The sequence below is a fragment of the Robertmurraya massiliosenegalensis JC6 genome (assembly GCF_000311725.1).
GTDB classification, from domain to species: Bacteria; Bacillota; Bacilli; order Bacillales; family Cytobacillaceae; genus Robertmurraya; species Robertmurraya massiliosenegalensis.
In genome coordinates, this window is sequence record NZ_HE978520.1 from 64,149 (window position 1) to 88,496 (window position 24,348).

Annotated in this window: 23 protein-coding genes; 10 read left to right on the plus strand and 13 right to left on the minus strand. The window is 38.4% G+C overall.

All coding sequences use genetic code 11. From position 1 onward, the window contains the following. Positions 1-60: 60 nt before the first annotated feature. On the plus strand, positions 61-1,836 hold the full coding sequence (locus BMSHG_RS24010) for a glycoside hydrolase family 13 protein (RefSeq protein WP_019157012.1): 1,776 nt from the start codon (positions 61-63) through the stop codon (positions 1,834-1,836). Positions 1,837-2,347: 511 nt separating this feature from the next. Here the strand turns inward: BMSHG_RS24010 and BMSHG_RS24020 are convergent. The 10 genes from BMSHG_RS24020 to BMSHG_RS24065 all read right to left on the minus strand — a co-directional run bounded on the left by BMSHG_RS24020 (position 2,348) and on the right by BMSHG_RS24065 (position 14,208). Beyond that, a complete protein-coding gene (locus BMSHG_RS24020) occupies positions 2,348-3,784 on the minus strand; it encodes a glycoside hydrolase family 1 protein (RefSeq protein WP_019157014.1) in 1,437 nt (478 codons plus the stop codon). Between the two features lie 78 nt (positions 3,785-3,862). Further along, positions 3,863-4,774 (minus strand): ROK family protein, encoded by a 912-nt coding sequence (locus BMSHG_RS24025; protein WP_019157015.1) that lies wholly within the window; start codon positions 4,772-4,774, stop codon positions 3,863-3,865. Between the two features lie 70 nt (positions 4,775-4,844). Next, positions 4,845-5,861, minus strand: a complete 1,017-nt coding sequence (locus BMSHG_RS24030; RefSeq protein ID WP_019157016.1) for a LacI family DNA-binding transcriptional regulator — start codon at positions 5,859-5,861, stop codon at positions 4,845-4,847. Positions 5,862-5,954: 93 nt separating this feature from the next. Then, complete coding sequence (locus BMSHG_RS24035; protein ID WP_019157017.1) at positions 5,955-6,800, minus strand: carbohydrate ABC transporter permease; 846 nt, start codon at positions 6,798-6,800, stop codon at positions 5,955-5,957. Beyond that, positions 6,797-7,750, minus strand: coding sequence for a carbohydrate ABC transporter permease (locus BMSHG_RS24040; protein WP_019157018.1), 954 nt, complete (start codon positions 7,748-7,750; stop codon positions 6,797-6,799). The genes BMSHG_RS24035 and BMSHG_RS24040 overlap by 4 nt, the downstream gene beginning before the upstream one ends. Before the next feature lie 348 nt (positions 7,751-8,098). Beyond that, the gene (locus BMSHG_RS24045; RefSeq protein WP_019157019.1) at positions 8,099-9,394 is read right to left on the minus strand and encodes an ABC transporter substrate-binding protein; all 1,296 of its coding nucleotides are present in this window, start codon (positions 9,392-9,394) and stop codon (positions 8,099-8,101) included. A gap of 395 nt (positions 9,395-9,789) precedes the next feature. Next, positions 9,790-10,281, minus strand: coding sequence for a PTS sugar transporter subunit IIA (locus BMSHG_RS24050; protein ID WP_019157020.1), 492 nt, complete (start codon positions 10,279-10,281; stop codon positions 9,790-9,792). 67 nt (positions 10,282-10,348) lie between these two features. Continuing rightward, positions 10,349-11,674 carry a 6-phospho-alpha-glucosidase gene (locus BMSHG_RS24055; protein ID WP_019157021.1) on the minus strand — a complete coding sequence of 442 codons (1,326 nt, stop codon included), beginning with the start codon at positions 11,672-11,674 and terminating at the stop codon, positions 10,349-10,351. A 36-nt stretch (positions 11,675-11,710) separates the two neighbouring features. Next, positions 11,711-13,312 (minus strand): PTS transporter subunit EIIC, encoded by a 1,602-nt coding sequence (locus BMSHG_RS24060; protein WP_019157022.1) that lies wholly within the window; start codon positions 13,310-13,312, stop codon positions 11,711-11,713. A 131-nt stretch (positions 13,313-13,443) separates the two neighbouring features. After that, a complete protein-coding gene (locus BMSHG_RS24065; protein WP_019157023.1) occupies positions 13,444-14,208 on the minus strand; it encodes a MurR/RpiR family transcriptional regulator in 765 nt (254 codons plus the stop codon). Positions 14,209-14,473: 265 nt separating this feature from the next. On the opposite strand from BMSHG_RS24065, the gene BMSHG_RS24070 reads away from it, so the two are divergent. The 9 genes from BMSHG_RS24070 to BMSHG_RS24110 all read left to right on the plus strand — a co-directional run bounded on the left by BMSHG_RS24070 (position 14,474) and on the right by BMSHG_RS24110 (position 20,852). Then, positions 14,474-14,839, plus strand: a complete 366-nt coding sequence (locus BMSHG_RS24070) for a DUF2089 domain-containing protein (RefSeq protein WP_026073608.1) — start codon at positions 14,474-14,476, stop codon at positions 14,837-14,839. A 12-nt stretch (positions 14,840-14,851) separates the two neighbouring features. After that, the gene (locus BMSHG_RS24075; protein ID WP_019157025.1) at positions 14,852-15,271 is read left to right on the plus strand and encodes an SHOCT-like domain-containing protein; all 420 of its coding nucleotides are present in this window, start codon (positions 14,852-14,854) and stop codon (positions 15,269-15,271) included. A 24-nt stretch (positions 15,272-15,295) separates the two neighbouring features. Continuing rightward, positions 15,296-15,562, plus strand: a complete 267-nt coding sequence (locus tag BMSHG_RS24080) for a hypothetical protein (RefSeq protein ID WP_316245691.1) — start codon at positions 15,296-15,298, stop codon at positions 15,560-15,562. A 170-nt stretch (positions 15,563-15,732) separates the two neighbouring features. Continuing rightward, positions 15,733-16,716 carry an efflux RND transporter periplasmic adaptor subunit gene (locus BMSHG_RS24085; protein WP_019157027.1) on the plus strand — a complete coding sequence of 328 codons (984 nt, stop codon included), beginning with the start codon at positions 15,733-15,735 and terminating at the stop codon, positions 16,714-16,716. Continuing rightward, positions 16,716-17,456, plus strand: a complete 741-nt coding sequence (locus BMSHG_RS26910) for an ABC transporter ATP-binding protein (RefSeq protein WP_019157028.1) — start codon at positions 16,716-16,718, stop codon at positions 17,454-17,456. The genes BMSHG_RS24085 and BMSHG_RS26910 overlap by 1 nt, the downstream gene beginning before the upstream one ends. After that, on the plus strand, positions 17,395-18,573 hold the full coding sequence (locus BMSHG_RS24095; RefSeq protein WP_316245693.1) for an ABC transporter permease: 1,179 nt from the start codon (positions 17,395-17,397) through the stop codon (positions 18,571-18,573). The genes BMSHG_RS26910 and BMSHG_RS24095 overlap by 62 nt, the downstream gene beginning before the upstream one ends. 469 nt (positions 18,574-19,042) lie before the next feature. Continuing rightward, positions 19,043-19,471, plus strand: a complete 429-nt coding sequence (locus BMSHG_RS24100) for a hypothetical protein (protein ID WP_019157030.1) — start codon at positions 19,043-19,045, stop codon at positions 19,469-19,471. A gap of 20 nt (positions 19,472-19,491) precedes the next feature. Then, on the plus strand, positions 19,492-19,839 hold the full coding sequence (locus tag BMSHG_RS24105; protein ID WP_019157031.1) for a cadherin-like beta sandwich domain-containing protein: 348 nt from the start codon (positions 19,492-19,494) through the stop codon (positions 19,837-19,839). Positions 19,840-19,877: 38 nt separating this feature from the next. Beyond that, entirely contained in the window at positions 19,878-20,852 is a 975-nt protein-coding gene (locus BMSHG_RS24110; protein ID WP_148347034.1) for a cadherin-like beta sandwich domain-containing protein, read from the plus strand. Positions 20,853-20,965: 113 nt separating this feature from the next. Here BMSHG_RS24110 and BMSHG_RS24115 read toward each other — a convergent pair whose 3' ends face one another. The 3 genes from BMSHG_RS24115 to celB form a co-directional block, all read right to left on the minus strand. Beyond that, entirely contained in the window at positions 20,966-22,459 is a 1,494-nt protein-coding gene (locus BMSHG_RS24115; protein ID WP_019157033.1) for a family 1 glycosylhydrolase, read from the minus strand. Positions 22,460-22,553: 94 nt separating this feature from the next. Beyond that, positions 22,554-22,889: a PTS lactose/cellobiose transporter subunit IIA gene (locus BMSHG_RS24120; protein ID WP_316245692.1), complete on the minus strand. Its 336-nt coding sequence runs from the start codon at positions 22,887-22,889 to the stop codon at positions 22,554-22,556. A gap of 112 nt (positions 22,890-23,001) precedes the next feature. Next, on the minus strand, positions 23,002-24,342 hold the full coding sequence (gene celB, locus BMSHG_RS24125) for a PTS cellobiose transporter subunit IIC (RefSeq protein ID WP_019157035.1): 1,341 nt from the start codon (positions 24,340-24,342) through the stop codon (positions 23,002-23,004). Positions 24,343-24,348: the final 6 nt, after the last annotated feature.

Consider the following 24,348-nt stretch of genomic DNA (forward strand, 5'->3'; position numbering starts at 1 on the left):
AGAGTAACTTAAGAACAATAATTTAGCTACAACCAAAAACTCATTAAAGGGGATATTATTTTGTTAAAAGAAGCTATTTTTCACCGTCCAAAGAACAACTATGCATACGCCTATAACGAAAAGGGATTACACATCCGCTTACAAACGAAAAAAAATGATGTCAAAAAAGTTCAGCTTATCCATGGGGACCCCCACGAATGGGGAGAAAAAGGTTGGGTGTATCAACACAAGGAAATGCATATCCAATTTTCAGATAGACTTTTCGATTATTGGATCGTCGAGATTACACCTGAATATCGCAGACTTCGATATGGATTTCAACTATTTAACGCAAAGGAAGAAAGCATCGTCTATACCGAAAGAGGATTCCTAGATGATATCCCAGCCGAGGATATCTCATATTTCTTTTGCTTCCCATTTCTAAATAAAATCGATGTGTTCGATGCGCCTAAGTGGGTTTCGAATACTGTTTGGTATCAAATATTCCCAGAACGATTCGCAAACGGTGATCCATCCATAAATCCAAAAGATACGCTTCCTTGGGGGAGTGCAAAACCTAGCCCAAACAATTTCTTTGGTGGGGATTTCCAAGGCATAATTAATCGCTTGGATCACCTTGTTGAACTCGGTATAAACGGAATTTACTTGACCCCCATCTTTAAGGCTGGATCAAATCATAAATACGATACCATCGATTACATGGAAATCGACCCACAGTTCGGGGATAAAGAAACATTCCGCCAATTAGTACAAGAATGTCACAAACGCGGCATCCGTATCATGTTAGATGCAGTCTTTAATCATAGTGGTTTTTATTTTCCACCATTCCAGGATGTATTAAAGAATCAAGAGAAATCTAAATATAAAGATTGGTTTCATCTATGGGAGTTCCCTGTTATGACTGAACCAAGGCCAAACTACGATACATTTGCCTTCGTTTCTTCCATGCCAAAATTAAACACAGAAAACCCTGAAGTAAGAGAATATTTACTTAACGTTGCCCGTTATTGGGTTGAAGAATTCGATATTGATGGTTGGCGATTGGATGTAGCAAATGAGGTTGACCATGCATTTTGGAGAGATTTCCGCAAAACCGTTAAAGCCGTCAAACTCGAAACATATATTTTAGGTGAAATTTGGCATGATTCAATGCCGTGGCTACAAGGGGATCAGTTTGACGCAGTCATGAATTATCCTTTTACGAATAGCGCAATCGATTTTTTTGCAAAAGAAATAATGAGCATCCAAGACTTTGAAGATTCCATTGTTAGAGTACAGCAAATGTACCCTAAAAATGTGAATGAAGTCGCATTTAATCTATTAGACAGTCATGATACTCCTCGTATTCTTACTTTAGCAAACGGGAATCGCGATCGAGTTAAGTTACTCTACCTATTCCAATTTACCTTTTTTGGATCTCCATGTATCTATTACGGGGATGAAATTGGCATGGCTGGCGGACAAGACCCTGGGTGTCGCGCTTGTATGGAATGGGATGAAAGCAAGCAGGACAGAAAGCTATTTTCTTTCCTTAAGACCTTAATAACATGGCGTAAGAACGAACCGCTAGTTGGAAATGGCGGGGATTTCCGGATTATTCATGCTGATGCCGAACAAGATTATATTATTTATGAAAAAGCGAATGCTCAAAAGAGATTATTGTTCATCCTAAACAATAGCGATACTCAAATAGAAGTGACAACAGAATTAAGTATAAAACCGTCGCATGAATTTATCATGACGGATGACTCCTTTAAAAAGAGACCGATCCATTTAGATACTCCGATTCATTTAAACGGATTAGAATTTCGCATCTTTGAAGAATTACTCGATTAACTCTTTTAAAAAAAGTCGGTAGTAACGACTTTTTAATTCTAGTTTGGAGTGGATAACGTGTTCATATAAACAGTGGCGTATCGGCATGAAAATAACAGGAAAATTTCCGCTTAATGAGCAACCATCATGAAAAAGAGCCGAAATAACAGGAGAAATTCCTGCTATTCCCTCAAAAAATGCCAAAATAAACGATTTTGCCCTCCATAAGCGGAAAATCTTCCGTTATTTCCCCTAAAAGGGACTCCATCGAGGAGATAACAGGAAAAATTCCGCTTAAGGGTAAGAGATGGTTGGAGCAAAATAGAGTCTTTTAGTAGAAACATAGACACAATGGAAATCGATTGGATTTTTGAAGGCTAATTTGCGATTCACTCGATTTTTTTGTACGAGGAAAATCGAAGGTCTTACGTTAATGAAAAATTAACAGACAAAAATAGAGAAAGGTGAATTGGAGTATCCTCAGGATTCACCTTTCTCATGATTTGAAGCTAGTTATGTCCCAGCTTTTCTATTATAGATTACGACCATTTGTCTCAATAACTTCTTTATACCAATAGTAGCTTTTCTTTTTGATACGGCGAAGATCATGTTCCCCTTCTTCGTGTTGATTGACATACACAAAACCATATCGTTTTTGGAAGCCATTCAACCAGCTGAGAAGATCCGTAAACGACCATGTACAATAACCCATCATATCAACACCATCCGTGATTGCTTCTTGGACTGCTTTTAAATGCAGTTGGAGATAATTGATGCGATAGTCATCATTGATCACATCACTTTCTTCGAGCTTATCGTATTCACCCAGACCATTTTCACTAATTAAAATCGGGAGTTTGTAACGATTTGTGATTCGACGAAGGCCAATTCGAAGGCCTGTCGGATCGATATTCCAGTCCCAATTAGTTCGTTCAAGATGTTCATTCTTGACCGTTTTAAAGAGACCTGGGACGCCCGTATCCTCTGATGTTCCTTTTTTACCTGACGTATTCATTTTCCCTTCGGAAACCCCATCTAGTGGATTCATTTCAAAAGTTGTTGTTTGATAATAGTTTACCCCCATAAAATCCGGTTTTCCTTCTTTTAACAACTCAAAATCACCATTTTCGATCGTTGGAGCCAAACCTTTTTCCGCTAAGTAGTTCCAAGCAGCTTGAGGATATGTTCCCCACGCATAAATATCCATCCACCAATGAGCATTTAACTCTTCTGCATTTTCAGCAGAAAGAATATCTTCCGGTTTTGAAGAGGCAGCATAGGATGGGGAATAGGCAAAACTAGGTCCGATTTTGCCATCTGGTACATGCTTGCGGAATTCTTTGATCGCACTTGCATTTGCTAGATTGGCATGATGATTCACCTGATAAAATAGCTTTTCATTTTTCACACCTGGGGGATGTAACGCCATTCGATAGCCTAAACCAGTGAAGATATTTTGCTCATTCAAACTTACCCAGTACTTTACTCGATCCCCAAAATGTTTGTATAAAGTTACTGCGTAATCCGTAAAGTCCTGGACAATTTCTCGAGATTCCCAGCCTCCATATTGATCTTGAAGGGCTTGTGGTAAATCCCAGTGATATATGGTTAAAATAGGCTCGATCTTGTTTTTTATTAGTTCATCGATTAAATCGCTATAAAACTGTAGCCCTTTCTCATTTACAGCCCCTTTCCCTTGAGGGAATATCCGTGCCCACGCAACAGAAAAACGGTAGGCTTTCATTCCCATTTCAGCCATTAATTGGACATCTTCTTTATAACGATGATAATGATCAACCGCTACATCACCTGTTGTACCTTTAAACGTTTTACCAGGAATTCGCACGAACTGATCCCAGTTAGAAGGACCCTTTCCATCTTCATCCCAAGCACCTTCTACTTGATAGGCTGCAGAAGCTGAACCCCATAAAAAATCTTTCGGAAACGGTTTTAAATTTTTATGTAACATTTCTTACCCTCCTCATATGTATATAGTCTCCTTAAAGAAATGAACCATACAACTAGGCAAGCTGATGGTTCATCTTCTTCAATGGCTTGGTATTTTTGTAGCCCTTTGTAAAAAATGATACAGCGCACCAATCAAGTTTGAATCATTGCCAAATTGGCATGGTTCCACCTGAATGGCAAGACATTGTTCATTTGGTTTCATGACTTTTAACTTTTCGTTAATTTGCTCAATGAATCCCTCGCGTTTACTAATTGCCCCACCGAGCAAAATTTTCTCTGGATCAATGATATACTGCAAATTATAAATCCCTACAGCGAGCCGTTTCGTAAACTTTTCGATCTCATCCTGCACTTCCATATCACCATCATCCGCCATTTTAAAGACCGTAACTCCATCAAGAGTATGCGGGTCCATATCTTTACGCTTTGCAACTTGCATTACTAAGCCCCAAGTGGCAGCAAGTGTACTCCAAGATTCTCCTATAGGCTGCGCCAAATAATCTTCGAGAATCATATACCCAAATTCCCCACCGAAGAGATTTCTGCCGTGACGAATTTTTTTATCTAGAACCAGCGCTCCACCTATCCCAGTACCAATGATAACACAGATATAATCACTGATTCCTTTTGCCGCACCTATCCAACCTTCAGCCAGTCCAGCACAATTTGCATCATTTTCTAGCTCTACAGGGAGACGGGTTCGCTCTTGGATCAATTCCTTTATATTTGGCCCATGAATATAGGTAATAGCCGTGATCCCTTTAATAAAGCCCGTTTCGACATCGACAGCACCTGGCATACTTAAAGCAACACCACTTAGTTCATGACTTTTTTGAAAACCCTTGACCACGGAATCGATCGTATCGATAAAGGAATCTAACCCATCTTTAGGAGTAGGGACAGAAGATTTCTCTAAAAATTCCCCTGTCTCATCCATTAGAGAATATTTAATTGCGGAACCTCCGACATCAAAAACTGCAAAATAACTCATCCGAAACCCTCCTATCATCCCCTACCATTCTTGGTGTAAAATAGTACTTTAAAGCTTGAATCCATATGAATTACCAGAAGGTTTTATTCGTCCCACACGATTCTCTCAAGATCAGTTCAGAATCAGTAAACACAGGCTTTAGTTTCGATTTTCCCTCGATCAAATCATTTAACATATAAGCTGATAGTTTACCGATTTTCTCTTTATCCTGCTTGACCGTAGTCAGTTTCGGGGCACTATATCGGCAAGCAGCGATGTCATCACATCCAACAATTCGAATATCACTCGGAGTGCGAAGTCCCTCTTCCTCAATAGCCCTTAACGCACCTAATGCCATTAAGTCCGATGCTGCAAAAATAGCTTCTGGATAATCCTTCAATTCAAGCATGTTCTTCATTGCGATATAGCCGCTTTCTTCTTGGAAATCCCCATATTGAATCCATTCATCATGGATGTCTAGACCAAACTGATTCATCGCATCTGTGAATCCTTTTAAACGTAAATTGGAAATAACAGACTCACGCATCCCACCGATATAGCCAATTTTTCTAATGGAGTTCAAATAAAAATGCTCGACTACTTTTCTCGATAAATTAACATTGTCTGTCATAACATAGCTTGCTCTCGGCCCCGTTAATTCGATATCAATCCCAATACAAGGAAAACCACTTTCTGCAAGTTCAAAAGTAGCCTTTTCTACTTCTTCCCCCGCAATAATTAGACATCCATCTAAATTAAAGTGTCGACATCTCGCTAAATAACTCCCTTGAAAATGTTCATTGGAAAACATTAAAATATCGTATCCTAGTAAGCCAATATTTTTCTTAAATGTCGAAATGACTTCATTAAAATAGGGATGAGTCATATCAACATTAATTTTACCCGCATAAATAAGTCCGATCAGACTTGATTTCTTTGTCGCAAGTGAGCGCGCAGAAAAATTAGGTGCATACCCCATTTCATTTATGACGGTCATGACTTTATTCTTTGTTTTGTCACTTATTCCACCGTAATTATTAATAACTTTTGATACGGTTGAACGTGATACTCCTGCCATTTTCGCAATGTCATCGATCGTTAAGTTCATTATGTTATCCCTTCTATTCCCATCTAATTTCTCTCTTAATGTTAGATTACAAGTAGTTGGAAAATGAAACAATAGCAGGGTTGGAAAAATTTATTATTTTACAGACCCTTCCGTAATACTTGAGATAAATAAACGGTTAAATAATAAGAAAATGATGAGTAATGGAACAGTCGCCCAGAACACCCCAGATAAAATCATTCCAAAATCAATATTATTGGTATTGCTTAACTGTGCCAATGCTACTTGAATCGTATACATTTCAGGATCTCTTAAAATCGTAAACTGCCATAAGAATTCTCCCCAAACTGCCGTAAAGACAATGATCCCTAATGTAGCAAATGCTGGTAGGATAATCGGCAAAACAATACTCCAATAAATTCTGAAATTCGAACATCCATCTAATTTCGCCGCTTCTATCAATTCATCTGGTACCCCTTCTGAAATATATTGACGCATTAGAAATATTCCTAATGGATTTAAAAAGAATAAAATCATGACCCCAGGCAGTGTATCAAGAAGTCCCGCTTTCGAAACTAAAAAATATTGCGGGATTAACCCTAACTGCGGCGGGATAATCATTGTTACTAAAATCGCGATAAAGAGAATGTTTTTACCAGGAAATTTAAACTTTGCAAAAGCAAAGCCTGCTAATGAGCTGATGAACAAAACCACAATCGTAACGACTGCACAAAGGATAAAAGAGTTCCACATGCCGCCAAAGAAATCGATTTGACTCATCACTTTTTTAAAGTTTTCAATCATCATGTTCCCCGGTGTCAGAGTTGGCGGAATCGAATTATAAGCAGCACTCGGTCTTGTTGCCATGACAAACATCCAGTAGAAAGGAAAGAGCGAGACGATCGAAGCAATGAATAAGAATACGTAAACAAATATTCTGCCGACGGAGAATTTTTTTCGCTTTAGATTTTGTTTACTCATCTTTTTTCACCTCTCTTTTTCCTGCCAAATCCTTGTGTTAGCTTTAAATTGAAAACCGCAAATACTGTAATGATTATTAATAAAATAATCGCCGTCGCTGATGCAGTCCCAAATGATTGCAATCGAAATGCATCTCGATACAAGTACATGACGATCGTCATCGCTTCATCTCTTGTAAAAGCATCTCTACCTAAGAATACAGTTGGTTCCGAAAATAATTGCATTGCTCCAACTGTTGAAGTAAATACCGTTAGTAGGATAAACGGTTTTAACATCGGGATTGTAATATAAAAGAGTTGTTGAAATTTATTTGCTCCATCCACTGTCGCCGCTTCATATAAATCATTCGGAATGCTTTGAATTCCAGCAAGATAAATGATCGTGTTATATCCGACCCAACGCCAGAAAACCATGATCGAAATCGCAATTTTCGTCCCCCATTCTGACGCTTTCCAAGCGACTGGATCAAGGCCGAAGAAATGAGTCAAGACGTAGTTTGCTAGAGAAGATTCATGATTACTAAAAAGCACACTAAAAATAAGAGCAACGGCAACCATCGAGGTTAAATAAGGCATAAAAATCGTTACGCGAAAGTAACTTTTAAACTTAAGGAAAGCCATATTTAATAAATAGGCGAGGATAAGTCCAACTACCAACTGAGGAGCCGTGCCCATAATCCCCATAATGATCGTATTATAAGCAGACTTCCAAAATAGCGGATCCGTTAAGACGACCTGAAAATTTGCCAACCCATTAAATGTCATCGGACTTAATCCGTTCCATTTTTGAAAGGCCAAATAAATACTAAAAAGCGAAGGATATAGGCCAATAAGTGTAAAAATTATGAAGAAAGGAGCGATATATAAATATCCAGAAATCATGTCCTTTTTTTCCTCAGACTTGTATTTCTTCTTTTTAACGATCGGCTCCTTCTTACTGATAGAGTTCATTTTCACTCCTCTTTTCTATTCGCTGTTTTCGTATTGATGGTGGTTATATGTAAAAACCGATAAGTAGGTTTTTACCTTCATATCACTGTTATTGCTATACATGAAGTGTACAAGGGCATTTTTCGCTCCCTAAATCAAGCATTTTGTTTTTTCCAAAAGCAACAAGTTTTTTCGAAGGAAAATAAACAATGTTTACGAAAAGAGCCTAAATAATTGAAGCTAACAATTGCATTTCATATGTGATGGCAAAAGACATACTCACAATACGAAGATGGTCGGCCTACTATTACAAGCCTATTACCTAAAAAACTTGTACCTGTAAACCGACCGCTGTTCATTTTTAGTAGATTATCGGTTTAGTAGATCTTCTGCACGTTTCACAGCTGCATCCCATTCTTTTTCTGGATCCGCACCTTCATTTTGAACATTCTTAAGTGCGTTCAAGATTTCATTATGAATTGGGAAGTACTTCTCACCCTTATACGGAATACCCGCAATTTCTTGTGCAGCTTCAGCGAACACAGGAGCAGTTGCTTGACCTCCGAAGAACTCATCTGCATTGGACTTAAATTCGTCCATATCGTATACCGATTGCGCAGATGGGAATAATCCATGACTTTGGAATGATTTCAATTGATTCTCTGGTGAAACAAGCCATTCAATAAAATCATAAGCTTCTTGAGCATGCTTTGTTTCATTAGGTACCGCAATGTAAGAACCACCCCAGTTAGCAGCAAACTCTGTCGGCAATGTCGCCACATTCCATTTCCCTACAGCATCAGGAGCATTTCCTTCCATCCATCCCTTTAACCAACCAGCACCAAGTTCAGCAGCGAACTCCCCTTGGTTAACGGCATTTGCCCATTCTGGACTCCACATTTCAAACTTGCCCACAATCCCAAGATCATTTAAACGAACCGCATAATCATATGCTTTTTTAACTTCGCTATCGGCGCCTAAATTTAATTCATTATCAGAAGTTAAATAGGCTGTTTCTGCAGCATCCAAATACGCTCTAAACGCCATTTCAATACTATCAACAAAAACTTTTCCTGTTTTTTCTTTTACTTGTAAACCAGCTTTTTCAAACTCCTCTGGAGAATTGATTAAAGCCGCTACTTCTGCTGGATCGGTCGGAAGTCCAGCTTCTTCAAATAAGTCTGTGCGGTAGTACAACGCTTTAGGACCGATATCCGTTGGAAGGCCAAATAAGAAATCACCTTCTGTATTTTCTCCACTTACCCATTTCCAATCTAGATACTGGTCTTTAACATCATTTGCGCCAAGATCATATAAATTCTCAAAACGATCTTGAGCCACTTTGAAACGGTCAAATTGGTCGAGTTCCAACATGGCGATATCAGGTGCACCGCTACCAGCAGATAACGAAGTGAATAACGCATCATGATGATCAGCTGTTTCAGATGATTTCACTTTAATTTTGATATTCGGATTTTCTTTCTCGTATTCTTTCGCTAATTCTTCATACCCTGTCGCACCAAAAGTCCAGAAATCTAATGTAATTTCTTCCTTACTATCGGTAGAATCACCTGATGTGTCTTCGCTATTTCCACTACAAGCCGCTAAAGATAGTGCAAGCAATGATGATATTCCGAACGCAGCCCATTTTTTCACGCTTTTCAAATTCATGACCCCCTAAATAATTTGATATTTTGATAGTTTTGATACCATAAAGATCAATTTGAAAAAGTGAACACCCCCAAGAAAATTATTCTCTTCGTTTGGAAACCGGTTTCTAAAACATTTAAAATAAAAAAAGTAATCGCTTACATTTCCATAATAATGGCATTGCATGTAAAAATCAACCACAAATTTCATGAATTCATCAAAAAAATATATAAATCTACTCATTCACAATGATAAAATGGCTATATTCCTTTAAAATTTCTGGATTTAACTAGGATTCAAGCCTCTTATTCTATCATTTTAGAAACCGGTTTCTTTAAAATTCAACCAATTAAAGAACACTCCCTACTTTTAGGAAGTGTTCGCTCTTCATCATTTGAATGGCTATATGACTATTTCATTTTCACCTGTAACAGTACTGATTCCCCACGTGTTACTGAGATTCCCTCAGCTTTTGTTAAAGAGTCTACGACATCAAAGTTCGTAATCACAATTGGTGAAATCGTGCTCTCTGCTTTTTCCTTAACTAACTCCAAATCAAACGTCACAAGTTTGTCCCCTGCTTTGACTTTATCTCCTTGAGCTACATGACTTTTGAAGCCTTCTCCATTCATTGCTACTGTCTCCATGCCAATATGAATCAAAATTTCTAAACCAGATTGAGTACGAAGACCAACAGCATGATTCGTAGGGAAAATTTGTACAATCTCTCCGTCTACTGGAGAAACGACCACACCTTCAGTCGGCTCAATGGCCATTCCATCCCCCATCATTTTCTGACTGAATACAGGGTCTGGAACATCTTCCATTTTAACAACTTTACCAGTAATCGGTGCAATCAGATCTATCAATGTTTCTTTTTTTCCGAATAGTTTTTTCAACATATTGCTCTCTCCTTTTGAAAATGGCGAAAAAGCACTATGCATTTTTCGCCATTTCTTCTATCTCGTATTATTTTAATTCTGGCCAATACCCTTTGTTTGCTTCAATTAAATCATCAAGAAGATCTTTCGCTACTTTTGCACTTGGTACTGTTTTTGAAAGTGTTAATGCTTGCCATAGCTTTTGATAGCTACCTTCAATATAAGCCTGAACAACTAGCTTTTCGACCGTTACCTGCTGGTACATTAGTGCACGTTGGAATTCAGGAATTTTCCCTTGGCTTAACGGTTCTGGACCGTCGCTCCCAACAATACATGGAACTTCTACCATGGCATCATCGTCAAAGTTCGCAATTGCTCCATTGTTTTCTACAATCAAGAGCATTCTTTCATGTGTGTTAAAAGCAATTGCGCGAGCTAAATCAACAACAAAGGTTGCATGTGCACCCATTTCAAATTCAGAACCTTCAGCTGTCCCTCTTTCAACAATTGATTTCGCTGTTGAGAAGACCGTTTTTTCACGACCATCGATAACTTCATTGGCTCTTGAATAGTTCGGATTAGAATGTTCTACCACATAATCTGGATAGAAATAATATTTTAAATACGTGTTTGGTAAGAATCTCGGATCCACTGCGAGTAAGTCTTTAGCCTTTTTATGTGTTTCTTGCCAGCTTGCATCCATATGCTGCGTATCAACTTCTTTTTGAGTTAGATAGCCATTCTGAGCTACATAATCGCGAATTTCTGGTAAATATTCATGTCCTTCTTTATCTTTAACACTCGTCCACCACCCAAAGTGATTTAGTCCGAAGTAGCGTACTTCTAAATCCTTTGGCTCTTTGCCAATGATATGAGACATTCTACGAAGTGTTCCCACAGGCATATCACAGATATTTAACACCTTTGAATTTGGACGAAGAACGCGGCATGCTTCCGCTACAATTGCTGCAGGATTAGAATAGTTTAACATCCAGCAGTCTGGTGAATATTTTTCCATCAGGTCGATCATCTCGATCATGTCCCCGATGCTTCTCATTCCATACGCGATTCCGCCTGGTCCGCACGTTTCCTGACCAACGACACCATATTTCAAAGGAATTTTTTCATCCTTTTCACGCATTTCGTATTTTCCAGTACGGATATGAGCGAAACAGAAATCAACATCTGTGAACGCTTCTTCTGGATTTGTTGTAAAAGTAAACTCTATATCTGGCGCTTGCTCTTTTAAGACAATATCAAGTGCTTCACCTAATACAGCCTGTCTTTGTTCGTCATTATCATATAGCTTTAATTTACGAAGTGGAAAACGATCCAAGTTATCAAGTAACATCATCACGATTCCTGGTGTATATGTGCTTCCTCCGCCTGCGATTACTACTGAGAATTTTTTCATGTTCTCCATTCCCTTCCGTTAATGTTTTTATATGTTTTATTCGTTTGCAGAAAATCCTAAATAACTGTCAACCGCTTTTCGAATGCTCGTTACTTGTAATCCATACACAACCTGAACATTTTTATCTCTTATAATGACTCCGCTCGCACCTGTTTGTTGTTTTAATACATCCTCATCCACAACCTCAGGATTATCTAATGTTAAACGAAGTCTTGTATAGCAATTTGTAACTGAGTTAATATTGTCAGCACCGCCTAAAGCATGTACAATAACTCCCGCAATTCCTTCTTCACCTTGAGGAGTTTCAGAACCAGTTGCTCCCTTACTCTTTTTCTCGTTATAATCTTTTTTCGAATATAATTTTGTTTCTGCTCCTGCATCTTCTCTTCCGACCGTTTTAAAGTTAAATTTCGTAATTAGGAAGCGGAAAACTAGATAATAGATAACAAAGAACATTAATCCAACTAAAATGTACATTGGCCAGTGTGTCTTTTCGATTCCAAGCGGTAGATTGAATAATAAGAAGTCAATCATTCCGTTTGGACCAATGGCTCTAACATCCAATAGATTCAATGTCACCATACTTAAACCACTTAAAGCAGCATGAACAACGAATAATAATGGAGCGACAAACATGAATGAGAACTCGATTGGTTCAGTTACCCCTGCAATCATAGAAGTAACAGCAGCAGGAATCAAAATCGCTTTTACTTTGCGCTTGTTCTCTGGCTTAGCACAATGATACATTGCTAAACAAGCTCCAATTAAACCGAACATCTTTGAAATACCACGCGCATCCCAAATGACCGTATCAGAAAGAACCTTAACTGTCGGGTCGGCAATTTCAGCGTAGTAGATATTTCTAGCTCCTTCATAAACTTGGCCACCAACGTCAACGACACCGCCCAATGATGTATATAGAAATGGTGTGTAGATAAGATGATGAAGCCCAGTTGGAATAAGCAACCGTTCCAATGCTCCATATAGGAAAATTCCGAAGCTTCCACTGTGATTAATCAGTGTTCCAAGGTTGTTAATTCCATTCTGGAAGAAAGGCCAAATATACGTAAGTGCGATCGATAATAAAACAACGACTGGAATAAGGACAATAAAGACAAATCGTGATCCACCGTAAATTTGAAAAGCACCGTTAAATTCTTTATCAATAAACTTGTTATGAACCATGGCAGTGATTGTTCCTAGAATCAGCCCTAGAAACACACCCATGTCAAGAATTTGGACCCCTAATACTAATGTTTGTCCAGTTCCCTGCAAGGATTCTCCCTCAAAAAGTACCCCGCTGAGTCCCATAAATTTGTTCATCGCATTAACAAACACTAAATAACCTAATAACGCAGTAAATCCAGCAAACGCTTTCTCTTTATTCGCCAAACCAATTGCGATACCAACACAGAATATAAGTCCTAAATTTCCAAGAATCGATACGAGTGATCCGGTTAAAATCGTCCCGAATCCAGTTGTAATCGGATTATCTAAAAATGGGATTACTTCAAGTAGTCTTGCGTTCGTAAGTAAATTCCCCAAGGCAATTAAAATACCAGCAATAGGTAGTATAAGAACTGGAATGAACATTGCTTTAGAAAAGCGTTGCATGCCATCCATGATTTTCGTTTTCATATTGCCTTCCCCTTCCTGTTCATTAATTCATTTTGCTAACATGTTTAGATTACAATGTAAACGTTTTACTGTATATAGATTGAGCAAGTAAAAAAACGTGTTTCACTCATAGAAACACGTTTCATGAACGGCTATTCTTTTTTCGAAAGCGATACTTCAACATATTGCTTGAAGATAAATTCAAACATCAGCAATAAACTTGGAAAGAAGCTATTCGGTAACATGTTTCGGTCATCAAGCTTATTATGATCAATAATCTTAAAATTTAAATCAGACAATTTTGCGATCCGATTATCCGTTTCTTTCGTAAAAGATACCGAAAAAATACGATGTTCTTTCGCAGCTAGTAGTTTATCAATGACGACCTGTGTTTCACCTGATTTAGAAATCACAATAAATGCCCCAATATCCTCAAGATTGTTTTCGAAAACACCGATAGAATCTGTCCCACTAGCAAAAATCGTTTTTCTACCTAAGACCAATAACTTCTTATAGAAGTACTCCGCTGCAATCGCAGAAAAACCAGTTGCATATATAAAGATGTATTTTTGTTCAAGCTTTAAAACCTTCTCAATAAACATCTCAATTTCAGCCATTGTATTATAAGTCAATAATTCGTGCTGTCTATTCCCTAAAAAATCCTCGACAATATCGTGTTTCGGAGTCTCCACTTTCTTCACGAGTGGCAGGAGTTGATAATACATATCAACAAATCCGCTATACCCTAATTTCTTTGAAAGACGAATAACCGTCGCTGGAGAAGTAAAATTTTCCTTCGCAATCTTCCGTACTCCTTTTTGCAGCACATCATCAATATGATCCACAATATATTGGACGAGCTGAATATCCAGTTCCGTTAAATTCTTTCCTTGTACCAGCTTGCTAATATCGATCATTTTTTATCACCTCTATCTGCAGGAGCATTGCCCAATGTCTGTTTGTTTATTGTATCGTAAATGGGAATTAAGCGACAAGGTGAAGAAGATTTGAAAAGATAGGAGAATCATCAACCCTCATCTTCGTTTTATTCGATTTATTAATTATTTAATAAAAGAATAAATAATATTAATAAATTTAATCTTATAATTAAAAATATTTATTTACATATTAATTTTATTAATTTATAATCAAGTTACAATAAAAAACAGGAAGGAATTGGTTATGGCCCATCCCGTAATTACAAATTGTCCAGTATGCAGTCATAAGTTAAAGATTACAAAACTCCACTGTAAACACTGTCACACAACGATAGAAAATGAGTTTGAGATGTCAAAGCTGGCATCGCTTTCCAAGGATCAATTGGACTTTATTGAAGTATTTTTAGTATGCAGAGGAAACATCAAAGAGGTTGAAAAAGAACTGGGGATTTCTTATCCAACCGTTCGCGGAAAACTGACTGATATTATCACCTCTTTAGGCTATGAGCAAAAAAAGAAAAACGAAGTAGACGAGAAAAAGGTTGTCATGATGCTGGAAAATGGAGAGATCACTCCGGAAGAAGCCATTAAGCTTTTAAAAGATGAATAGGAGGAGAGTTACATGAAGGAAGAAATCGCAAAGGTTTTAGCAATGGTACAGGCAGGTAAAATCGACGCCGATAAAGGCTCCGAGTTGATTGAGGCCCTGAAGGAAAAAGAAGGTGGTAGCAACATTCTTACAAAAAAGCATGATTTTTCACAAAATGATGGGCCGCGAGCATCAAAATATTTAGATAAAATGCTAAAAATCCGTGTTATCTCATCAGAAAATGATAATGTTACTGTTAATTTGCCGCTCAAACTAGTCAAAGTTGTACTTATGGCCGGGCATAGCATTGCCTCAAGCATACCCGAGTCAGCAAAATATATGCAGGACGTTGATATCAATATGATTATTGATGCAATTGAAAATGAGTTAGATGGCCAAATTGTTGACATCAAATCAGCAAACGGTGACACCGTTTCAGTCATCATTGAATAGAGTGAGCTAATGTTGCATGTTAAGGTGAAATCAAAAGAAGTAAGTTTCTCAATTCCTGTTCCATATATGATGTTGAATCTAGGCATTTCCATTGTTTGCTCCAATATGCTTCAACGGCACATAAACAAATGGTCAAAAGAATATATAGAAAAAAAGAATATCCCTTTCATCATTCCGCCTCTTGATAAAGCTGTTTTAAAACTTGTTGTAGATGAAATAAAAAATCATAATGGGCTTGAGCTTGTAAATATTAAAGCGAATGATGGATCAGAAGTTAGAATCAAACTTTAAAGAAAACCGATCAAATGGATCGGTTTTTTTATTTTGCTTATCGTTCATCCCCTTTTATCTTTAATGTCCATTTCCTCTTTTCATCTTTTAAGGATTTTTTAAGGTTCGCCTTTTACAATTCCAAGAGAATAAGAAATTTATTCCCATTTATATAGAGGAGGAACAGAACAATGAAGAAATGGATATCGATTGGTGTCATCTTAATTCTTATCGCAGGAGGGAGTTTTTGGTTTTATCAAAGTAAGAAAACAGCTGCTCCTGTAGAACAAGAAATGATGACAACTACGGTTCAAAAGGGAGACATTAAAGTTCAGGTGAGCGGTTCAGGATCGATCTCATCTATTAATAGTTCAGACATTACTTCTGAATCTGAGGGGATTGTCGATGAAGTATTAGTCGCGGTCAATGATGTGGTGGAAGAAGGAGATGAACTTCTCACTTTTACAGATGGAAGTGACCCCATCACGGCAGCTCATGCTGGTACGATTACGTCACTAGATATTGAAGATGGAAGCCGCGTTCAATTAAGTCAAGTGGTCGGACATATCACAGATTATAAAACACTTCAAACGGTCATTAGTGTAGACGAGCTTGATATCACAAGTATTAAAGAAGGACAAGCAGCGGAAATTACGGCGGATGCTTTCCCAGATGAAACGTTTGAAGGAACTGTAACGGCCGTTTCAAAGGAAGGAACCTCTACGAACGGAGTTTCTAGCTTCAATGTGAATGTACAGCTAACGGATCCAAAAGAATTATTAATTGGAATGTCCACCGAAGTAACGATTACAACAGAAAGCAAAGAAGCTGTTCTCTATGTTCCGATAGAATCAGTTCGAGTGAACGGGGACGAAAAATATGTGATCGTACAGGAATCAAACGAGAATTCAGAAGCTACGACACAGCAAGTGGTCGAGACGGGCATTAACGATGATCAAAATATCGAAATTGTCTCTGGATTAACAGAGGGACAACTTGTCCAACTAGCTGTCACGATTTCATCCGAAGGGCAAGGATTCCGTGGGGGGAATAGCGGACAAAGCTTTCCAGGTGCTGAAGGTGGACAAAACTTTCCAGGTGGGGCGCAAGGATTCCCTAACGGCGACGGCGGAGGGCAAGGATTTCCAGGCAACACAGGCAGGGGGAATCAATAATGTCCCATTCCGTTATTGAAATTCAAAAATTAGCCAAGTCTTATCAACTAGGTGGAGAGACCATACATGCTCTACAAGATGTTTCGTTGAACATCAATGATGGGGATTTTATCTCCATCATTGGTCCTTCCGGATCGGGAAAGTCTACGTTCATGAATATGATTGGCTGTCTCGATAAACCTGACTCTGGTGAATATCTCATTGATGGGAAGAATGTGGCGAAAATGAATGACAATGAACTAGCCATAATACGCAATGTAAAAATTGGATTCATTTTTCAAAACTTCAACCTTTTAAACAAACTAACAGCTCTCGAAAATGTGGAACTTCCACTTATTTATAGAGGAATGAGTGCAAAAGAAAGGAAAGAAAAAGCCTTATCCTGTTTAAAATTGGTCGGACTTGAGGAGCGATGGGGCCACTTACCCACTCAACTCTCAGGTGGGCAACAGCAAAGAGTTGCTATCGCTAGAGCCCTTGCAGGGGATCCGACCGTTCTCCTTGCTGATGAACCGACGGGAGCATTGGATAGCAAGACCAGTCAAGATGTGTTGCAGTTGCTGAAACAATTAAACGAAAAAGGGCACATCATTGTTCTGATCACTCATGATTTAGACGTAGCAAAACAAGCAAAGCGGGTTGTGCGGATTCATGACGGTCAATTATATGAAAATGGAGGTGACTGGTTTGAACCTAATCGAATCGTTCAAGATGGCTTTAAAGAGTATCAAAAGCAATAAACTTCGCTCTTTTCTAACGATGCTTGGCATTATTATTGGGGTTGCATCAGTCATTACATTGATTGGAGTCGGTCAAGGTTCATCTAAGTCTGTTACCGATGAAATTGGTAGCCTCGGTACAAATCTATTAACGCTCAATATATCAGATCCAGACTCGGTACAGTTGGACGAAGAGGGTCTTGGGAAATTTGAGGAGTTAGCTGCTATTTCCGAAGTGGCACCCGTTGTTTCTGGAAGAGTGTCGGCCAAATATGGTGAAAATTCGACCCAAGTTTCAATTACTGGGACCACCTCATCCTATTTATCTGTAAGGGGATTGACCTTAAGTCAAGGCCGCTTTATTTCAGATATGGAACAGGAATTAAGACAAAAGGTCATTGTCCTTGGCTCCGACACAGCGGACACATTATTCCCAAGAGCGAACCCTGTTGGCGAAAATGTCAAAATCAATGGAGTCTCCTATAAAGTGATAGGAGTTTTAGAATCAGTGGGAAGTTCTCTTGGTTCAAGTGGAGATAGCATCATCATTGCTCCTCTATCTACAACACAAAGACTCATTCAGGATACAACCATCGGGACCGTTTATTTGAACGCAGAAAATAGTGACACGATCAATTTTACAAAGTTACAAATTCAGGGAGTAATGACGACTTTATTTCCAAATTTGAGTGATGCTTACTCTATTTCAAGCCAAGAAGATTTAATGGAGACGATGAGTTCTGTATCTAATACGATGACGCTCATGCTTGGTGGGATTGCTAGTATTTCCTTACTTGTTGGTGGAATTGGCGTTATGAACATCATGCTTGTTTCCGTATCAGAACGAACAAAGGAAATCGGCATTCGTAAAGCTATTGGAGCAAAACGAAAGTCGATCATGTTGCAATTTCTTATTGAAGCGGTCGTTTTAAGTATGATCGGTGGCTTAATTGGGATACTTTTCGGATTCGGGATTTCAAAATCACTAGAAATATTAGCTAGTATGACGATCTCGTATTCCTTAAACGTGACCTTAATTGCTTTCTTATTTTCTTGCGCCATTGGAATTATCTTTGGCGTGTTCCCTGCTAATAAAGCTTCGAAGCTAGATCCCATTCAAGCATTGCGGCAGGAATAATAAAAATGGCACCTACAAAATGTAGGAAGCTTCCGGTTTGTCTCATTTGATCCAACCATCTCTCACCCTTAAGCGGAATTTTTCCTGTTATCTCCTCAATGAAGGCCCTTTTAGAAGAAATAACGGAAGATTCTCCGCTTATGGAAGGCAAAAGCGTTTATTTTGGCATTTTTCGAGGGAATAGCAGGAATTTTTCCTGTTATTTCGCCTCTTTTTCATGATGGTTGCTCATTAAGCGGAATTTTTCCTGTTATTTTCTCTTTGTAAATAATTCATTTTCATGCATGGGTTGGGAGTCAAAACTCATGTATGTTTTTATACCGATACTACTACCGTTTAGACGAAGATTTTATCGAACACTAATCGACAAGTCGAGGGAATTTATAAATTCCTGGAATAATAAAATGGCTATCCATCTTACTGAATGCTTGATGGTTAGCTTCCATTCATAATGTTGGGAGAGATTGAAATGAAAAAAGTTAAAAAACGGGTTGGTATTTTAGCACTGGTATTCCTTATTTTACAATCCACCGTTGGAATTATTAATTATACCCAAACCGGTTCACAACAAGGTTTTCCGAGTGGTATGGAGAGAATGAACTCTGGTGGTGGTATGCCACCGCAAATGAATAACACCGAGCCACAAGACGGCGCTTCTGAAGATACTTCTGGAACAATTTCAAGCACAGAGAGACCGGAGATGCCTCAAAATGGTGAGATGCCTAATTTTAGTAGAAGTGTTGAGCAACCGTCTGGTTCTTCATCCTTTTTAAGAAACCTTGAAAATGGAGTAGTAGGCGTCATAATCGATGGTTTGTCCCTTTTACTGGCTGTGACATGGATTGGTCTATCTGTTATAACGAGAAGACAAAATAAAAAGGGAACTCCAGAGGTTTAAGTGCGAGGAGATGACTTAAAATGAACTTAAAGAAAAAGGTCAAAGTCGTGACCGTTGGAACCTTCATTACATTGGCGAATATATACCCATATTCAGTTGACCATACAAGTGCTGAAGAAATATCTATTGTTGAAAACAGCTTACAACTAAAATCATTATCCATTTCAGAATTTCAATTGAATCAACCTTTTTCACCTGATGTAAGCTCTTATACAGCAAATGTAGCAAATGACGTTGATCGTATGAGTTTACAATTTGAAACCTTAGATGAGTCATCATTTGTAGCCATTAACGGAGAATCAGTTGAAAGTGGCGTCGAGACAATTCTCGACCTGGAAACAGGAGAAAATATTTTTACATTGCCGTGACCAATGGGGCTGAAACACACACTTACACCCTAACAGTTATGCGGGCGCAAAATGACAATAATCAATTAGCGGACCTAACAATCACGGGTGGAAATCTTGCATTTGACCCCGATGTAACTCTTTATGACGTAAAAATAGATTCTGAGATTACTACTGTCACAATCAAGCCAAAAGTTGCTATTGCCACATCTACTGTAAAAATTAACGGAGCTGTCGTTGGTGAGGAAGGGGTTGCGCTCGAGCTTCCGGTCGGTGTCACGAAGGTAAGCATCATCGTAACTGCAGAAAATGGAGCAGAGAGAACATACCAAATTACGTTTACTAGAACAGAAGAAGAAAAAAACGAATCAAATGAGAGCACAGGAACACCGCCTTCACAGAATAGCGACTCTAATAATGAGCAAACGGAACGTCCTATACAAAACGATGATTCTATCAATCGTAATCAAACACAACGTCCAGATTCATCACAACTATCACAAAATAATAGGGCAACGCCAAGTGGGTTTGATACTGAGATACTAGAGCAGACAAAAGCTAACCTTAGCTCCTTAACTGTTTCTGATGGAACTTGGAACAAATCTTTTAGCCAAGATGTATACACCTATCACATTGAAGTAGAGGATACTATTTCAAGTGTGACAATCTCTGCGAATCCAGAGGAAAGTGATGCTAAACTAACAATTGAAGGGATGGAAGCAACAAATAGCTCCACAGTTGCCATTGGTAATACTTCTAAAACCGTTATTTCGGTTGCTGTCACCTATGAAAATGATCGCAAAACCTATGTCCTCGTATTTGATAAAAACATATCTGAGGAAACAACAGAAAATGAGGTAGAGGTTGAATCGGCTACAATGGGAGAGGACAATAATGGAGAGACACCTTCTACTGATGAAGTTAGCACACAACCAGAAAGCAGAGCAAATAAGACTGAAATGAACTCAAGCTTTGAACAAGCAACAGAAGCCACTTCTTTCTGGCAAAAGATTTTATCGTTTTTTGGATTTTAAGAACGTTAACTGGGCAGGAATGGAGAGCGACTTGCCCCTTCCTGCCTTAAAACAATGTTGATGAAAACAAAAACAGATGCAGAGCACCTGTTTTTTTAAAATCTTGATTCCATTTAAAAACGAAGATCTTCTCCGTTCGTTGCAATCACTTTCTTGTACCAATCAAATGATTTTTTCTTCGTTCTTTTTAATGTTCCATTTCCTTCATCATCCATATCTACATATATGAAGCCGTAACGTTTTTTCATCTCTCCAGTTCCTGCTGAAACCAAATCAATGCAACCCCACGGTGTGTAACCCATCAAATCAACACCATCTAACGTAACCGCCTTTTTCATTTCTGCAATATGATCACGGAAATATTCGATTCGATAATCGTCTTCCACATAGCCATTTTCATCCGGCTCATCCATCGTTCCCATTCCGTTTTCTACAATAAAAAGTGGTTTTTGATACCTGTCATATAGTTCCGATAGGGTGTATCTTAGCCCAACTGGGTCAATCGCCCAACCCCACTCCGTTTTCTCTACAAAAGGATTTATATCTCCCATTTGTCCACCTGTATCGGTGTTCTGAACGATTTCAGTATGGTATACACTGCTACGATAATAACTAAATGCTAAGAAATCGGAAGGATTTGCTTTAAGTATTTCGTCATCCCCTGATTCTTTATTTATCGTTACGCCCATCTCTTCAAAAAATCGGTCTGCGTAAGATGGATAATATCCCCGCATCATCACATCAGAATAAATCAAAGCTCCTCTACGATAATCTAAAGCTCCAAATACATTGTCAGGCTTACAATCCTTTGGATAAATACAACTTAATGCCACCATACAGCCGATCCTGGCATCTGGAATAATCTCGTGACAAAGCTTATTCGCCAAGGCACTCGCAACAAACATATGATGCTTGGCTTGATAACGTACTTGTGCAGTAGCCTCTCTTGTTCCCATAAAGGCATAGCCGTTTAGAACGTTAATTTCATTAATCGTAATCCAATGCTTCACTAAATCTTTATATCTTGTAAAAACTTCTTTGCACATTCTTAAGAAACAATCAATGGTCTCACGACTTCCCCAACCATTATAATGCTCGGCTAAATAAGCAGGGGTTTCAAAATGATAAAGCGTGACTAATGGTTCGATATTATATTTTTTACACTCTTTAAAGACATCTTCATAAAATTTTAGCCCTTCCTCATTTGGTTCTTCCCCTTCAATTCCACCTTTCGGGAAAATACGAGACCAACTGAGCGATAAGCGGAAACTTTTAAAACCCATTTCTCCAAAAAGGGCGATATCTTCTTTATAATGGTGGTAAAAGTCGACCGCCTTATGGCTTGGATAATAAATATTTTCATCAATATAGCCTGATGCCCCTTCTGGTATCGTATCAATCTTAGGATCCCCAGTAGGTCGTCGGTTTACCATTGTTTTAGTGCCATCTTTTAATTGGATCGTAATTTTTCTTGGACGATCTGCAGAACCATTTGTTATAAAGTCACTTGTGGCAAGTCCTCTTCCGCCTTCGTTATACCCGCCTTCATATTGGTTTGCAGCTACAGCTCCGCCCCATAAAAAATTTTCTGGGAATGTTTTTTTCATTGAAGCTCAATTCCTTTCTATTGAAAACGAATGAAATGGTATAAAAACGATATCTTGAATTAAAAAAGCCCAAAAAAATTGGGCAGGATTTGTTTTAAACCTTCTTGATCAACTTATGCAAATCGATGATTTCTCTAGCAAAATCTTTAATGGTCAACGTCGTCATCAAATGGTCTTGAGCATGAATCATAATAAGAGGAATTTCGAATTCCGCTCCGCCTGCTTCCTTTTGGATTAAATCTGTTTGAACATGATGTGCTTCATTGAAAGCAGCATCGGCTTCGGATAGTTTTGCTTCAGCTTCGTCAAAATTTCCTTTTTTAGCTTCTTGCATCGCCTCCATAGCAAAGCTTTTTGCATTACCAGCATGAAGGATTAATTGAAATGCAAGATTATAAAGTTCTTCTTTGTTCATGATTGAATGATTCATGATTAACAGCCTTTCATATGATATTAGGAAAGGAAGATTCACCTCTCCTGACAATTTTTTCTGAGATGTATAAAGAGACAGGCACTAGTCAAACTAATGCCTACTCACTTTCTTATGCGATAACATCTTTTTCTTCACCCATGTTCATCGCATCTTCTTCCCTCTTCTTCGCCTTATCATACATTTTGAAGAATGGAAGATAAATTAAGAATGAAATCACAATGTTCACGATATTCATGACCGCACCAGAAATTTGTCCGCCACTAGCCAGATAACCCGAGATAATTGGCGGCATCGTCCAAGGTACTGCAATCCCTACAGGTTTTGCGACCCATCCAATATCCATTCCAATGAAAGTAACAATGACAGTAACAACTGACGTCACGACGAATGGAATGATCATAATTGGGTTTAACACAATTGGCATCCCAAAGATTAATGGTTCATTAATATTAAAGATACCCGGACCAAATGCCAAACGACCAAGACTTTTCATTTGTTGGGATTTGGCAAACAATACCATTGCCAGAACCAAGCCAAATGTTACACCCGTTCCACCGATATGAACAAAGTTATCCCAAAATTGTTGTGTTACAATATGCGGCACAGGTTGACCAGCTTCATAAGCAGCCATATTGTCACCCATAGCACCAAACCAAATTGGTTCCATTACGCTTTTAACGATATTTGTACCGTGTAAACCAGTAGACCATAGCACTGTTACAAATATTTCAGCAACAATGGTTCCACCTAGAGTAAGACCTACCATTTTTAGCGGGTCACCTAAAAGAGTCGTAACTAAGCCATTGATGCTTTCATATGGTGTTAATTCAACAAGTAAACGGATTCCCCAAACGACAAGAAAAACGATAAGCCCTGGAATTAAGGCCGCAAATGATTTACCAACACTTGGTGGTACACCTGCTGGCATTTTAATGACAATATCCTTTTTGACGACCCAACGATAAATTTCAGTTGATATTATGGCAAAAAGTAATGCAACAAACAAACCTTTACTGCTTAAGAATGCCTTAGAAATAGTACCCGTTACTAAAATTCCTGCTTCAGCTCCAGCTGGCGTATACATAAAACTAAACGGTGTGGTTAATAAGAAAGCCGAAACCGAGATAGTACCCGCACTCATTGCATCAAGCTTATAGCTTTCTGCTAATCGATACGCCACGGCGAACGATGCAATTATGGACATAATATTAAAGGTTGCATCTACTGGATAACCTAATTTAGCTGACCAAGTTGGACCAAAAATGGAAGTCATCCAGTCTGCATAACCTGGAATTGGAAAGTTAGCGATAATTAAGAATAATGAACCAATGACGATAAATGGCATCGTCGCAATGAGACCATCACGAAGAGCCAATAAATGCCTTTGTGCACCGATTTTGGCTGCAACAGGCATGACTTTTTCTTCTAAAACTCGATTGAATTTCCCCATGTTCTT